The organism is Halomonas sp. ML-15 (assembly GCF_014779595.1).
In the GTDB taxonomy this organism is placed as follows: domain Bacteria; phylum Pseudomonadota; class Gammaproteobacteria; order Pseudomonadales; family Halomonadaceae; genus Franzmannia.
This window is the reverse complement of record NZ_JACXZT010000009.1, coordinates 1-3,367: the sequence shown is the minus strand read 5'-3', so window position 1 is coordinate 3,367 and position 3,367 is coordinate 1. Positions and strand designations below refer to the sequence as shown.

The window sequence follows — 3,367 nt, the reverse complement described above, 5'->3', positions numbered from 1 at the left end:
GGTGTTCCTTGAAGAACTGAATGCGGTCATCCAGTTCTTCGGGAAGGCAGTAGAGAAGATGTGTTCTCGGTCGGTAGCTAGAATTACGCTTGAAAGGCTTCCACTGATAGATCAACGCAATCATGCTTCGTTTTCGCCAGACCTTGATATGCTCCGTTTTTGTCCAGTCAATCTCTTCATGTCGACTTCCTCGGGCTATTTCCTGGTAGCCTTTTGATGATCCCATCATCCAGGCCGCAAAGCCCATTGCCAGCGGCCCTAGGCTGGTAATGAGCAACGAGGGATCCATGAGAATCAGCACCAGAACAATTGGCATCAAAATAATGGCGGACCATTTTAAAAATGGTTTTACTGAATCCACTTGTGGTTTCCAAGAGAAAACCTCAGCATTTTTCGTTGCAAACCGGAAAACCAAGATAGATGTCTGATGCGTCATACTCATGGCAATTAGCATAAAAACAAGAAACATCCCCCCCCCTGTCAAAGTAGAGAAAAAAAAGTTCTCAAAAACATATGTAGATGCATACAAGACAACATAAGCACCGGCCAAGTTAACGACTGTTAATATCGCCAGCAAAACATTTGCTGCAAAAGTATTATAATTCCGTGACCGAATTTGCCAGCTCATGAGGGCAGGCTCATCTGTGTGCTTCCATGGCATCTCTGGAATATAGTCCTGCTTGGGTTGTACAAACCACATATCAATATCCTTACTCTTCTAAACTCATGGGCACCGTGATTTCAAAGCGAGCGGGCAGGCTGATGCCTTGGCCTTCTTCGCTATTGGGCTCGATCTCTTTTTTGCCTCGGGCGGCATTCGGCTTGTAAAAGGTAAAGCCCAGGCTGCTTTCTGATGATGCGAGCAGCGTCTCTGCATAATTCACTGTCAGTACAAACGGCTCGCGCTCGGCTTGCTCACTGGCGGGAATCCAGGCTTGCCATACTCGTACATCGTCAGTGTCATAGCCAGCGTCAGCGGGTAGAACGGCCCCCGGTCACCTTGTTGAGTGGGACTTTGTTCATAATGTCAACGCCAGCGAAGCGGGAAAGGCGACTTGTACCCAGTAGCCCTGATACGTTCGGGTTATATCACCACCTCCGCAATGCTTTCGTGGGTTTAGCCGAGGTCTGATGCAGGATTTACAGCAGGGTCATCACGCGCTTGAACGGAGCCTTATTACTATCTTTTTATATCAGCCCCTTCGCTTCGAAACGTAACACCACCGGCTCGCGAAAAGCCGAGCTTTATGGTATATCAATTTTGCCTTCTTCATATTCAGCATTAGGTAGGTGTTCCTTGAAGAACTGAATGCGGTCATCCAGTTCTTCGGGAAGGCAGTAGAGAAGGTGTGTTCTCGGTCGATAGCTAGAATTACGCTTGAAAGGCTTCCACTGATAGGTCAGCGCAATCATGCTTCGCTTTCGCCAGACCTTGATATGCTCCGTTTTTGTCCAGTCAATCTCTTCATGTCGACTTCCTCGGGCCATTTCCTGGTAGCCTTTTGATGATCCCATCATCCAAGCCGCAAAGCCCATTGCTAGCGGCCCTAGGCTGGTAATGAGCAACGAGGGATCCATGAGAATCAGCACCAGAACAATCGGCATCAAAATAATAGCGGACCATTTTAAAAATGGTTTTACCGAATCCATTTGTGGTTTCCAGGAGCACACTTCAGCGCTTTGCGCTGTAAATCTGTAAACAAGGATGGAGGTCTGGTGGGTCATGCTCATAGCAATCAATATTAAAAAAACAAACATCCCTCCTCCAATAAAAGCCTTAGATAGCAAGCTCACTCCTACGAAGGAAGACAAATAGGCTGAAATCAAACACACTACAAAAAGCACGCAAAACAAAATATTGGCCACAAAGATATTATAATTACGCGCCCTAATCTGCCAGCTCATAATGGCAGTCTCATCTGCATGCTTCCATGGCATCTGCGCCACATAGTCCTGTTTAGGCTGAACAAACCACATGCTTGATACTCTCTCCTATGATTCAGGACTTTTAGGAACTGTGAGCGTCACAGTCGATGAGGAGCACAGGTAGCGATACTCGTTGTTAACCTCCACCCATAGTCCCCTCCACTAGCCTTCTGCTTGTAAAAGGTAAAGCTCAGCTCACCGTTACTATCGTGGTATATCGCCTCAACGTAACGGATATTCAGTGCAAAAGACGCATCCTCCGCTAGCTGTTCCGCGGGAATCCACGCCTGCCAGATGTATGGTGGCGCAGCCCATCATAGCGGGTGGTAGGAAAAAGCTATTCCCAAGCCATAGCATTCTATGCTCAGCTTAACTTAGGAGTAAATCGTAACGGGGCCCTCTTCATATTTGGCATCGGGAAGGTGTTCCTTGAAAAAGGCAATACGATCCTCCAGCTCATGCTTGTGGAAAAAAAGATATTCCGTACGCGGCCGATAGCGTGAGTTCCTCTTGAATGGCTTATAGGGATAGGTCAATGCAATAACATTACGCTTCCGCCAGACACGGATTTTTTCCGTCTTGCGCCATTCAAATTCGTGGTGCTTTTCTTGACGCCAAAAATTATACTGCTTTTTCGAGTTGCCCATAGCCAACGCAGCAATACCTAACCCTACCGGACCAATAGATGCAACAATAAAAGCGGGATCGATAAGGATAAGCACTAATACTAGTGCAGCGCTACCGATAGCTGTCCACTTCATAAGTGGCTTCACGGCATCAGCTTGTGGATTCCATGAAAATATTTCTCCTCGACTTTCTGTGAAGCGATAAGCAAGGATGGCTGTCTGATGGGTCATGCTCATTCCTATAAAGATAGTAAAGAAAAACATCCCCCCTCCGAGAAAAATGGATAAGAGAGTGTTGTTTCCGCCAAAAAGAATTGCCACCCACCCTGCAAGCAAGGCCAAAATAAAGACAGAAGCAAACATAACATTTGCAGACTTAACGCTATAATTTCTCGCCCTTATCTGCCAACTAATTACATCATCATCCACATTCTTCCATGGTATTGATGATTTATAGTCTTCCCTTGGCTGTATAAACCACATCGCACTGGACTCATTTACACCTGAGACTTTGACAGCGGAAAAGACCAGAGCCCCAATCTGGCGATGCTACCGTAGCCGCCGCCGGCCCAGCCCTGGGCGACGCGGATCCAACAACTTGCGGTATCGTCAGGTTCGGCGTAGCGGTCCCAGGGGAACTGCACCTTGACCCGGCCGTGTTCGTCGCAGTGGATCTCTTCGCCCTCGGGGCCGACCATGAAGGCGACCTAGGCTTTGTACGAAAAGTAGATTCTGCTAATTTTTCCTATGCCGCAGCAGCATAGGTGAGGTATGGCAGGACGCTACGAGCTATCCGACCATAGCTGGTCGCTGAT

5 protein-coding genes are annotated in these 3,367 nt (G+C 47.6%); all 5 read right to left on the bottom strand.

Annotated elements, in window-relative coordinates:
* Positions 1-700, bottom strand: a 700-nt coding sequence (locus IEI94_RS05660; protein ID WP_224749956.1) for a mechanosensitive ion channel family protein, incomplete at its 3' end; no start/stop codon positions are given.
* Between the two features lie 10 nt (positions 701-710).
* Entirely contained in the window at positions 711-884 is a 174-nt protein-coding gene (locus IEI94_RS05655) for a hypothetical protein (protein WP_191166356.1), read from the bottom strand.
* Positions 885-1,245: 361 nt separating this feature from the next.
* Positions 1,246-1,977, bottom strand: coding sequence for a hypothetical protein (locus IEI94_RS05650; RefSeq protein WP_191166355.1), 732 nt, complete (start codon positions 1,975-1,977; stop codon positions 1,246-1,248).
* 323 nt (positions 1,978-2,300) lie between these two features.
* Positions 2,301-3,035, bottom strand: a complete 735-nt coding sequence (locus IEI94_RS05645; protein ID WP_191166354.1) for a sulfite exporter TauE/SafE family protein — start codon at positions 3,033-3,035, stop codon at positions 2,301-2,303.
* A 14-nt stretch (positions 3,036-3,049) separates the two neighbouring features.
* Positions 3,050-3,250 (bottom strand): phage baseplate assembly protein V, encoded by a 201-nt coding sequence (locus tag IEI94_RS05640; RefSeq protein ID WP_191166353.1) that lies wholly within the window; start codon positions 3,248-3,250, stop codon positions 3,050-3,052.
* Positions 3,251-3,367: the final 117 nt, after the last annotated feature.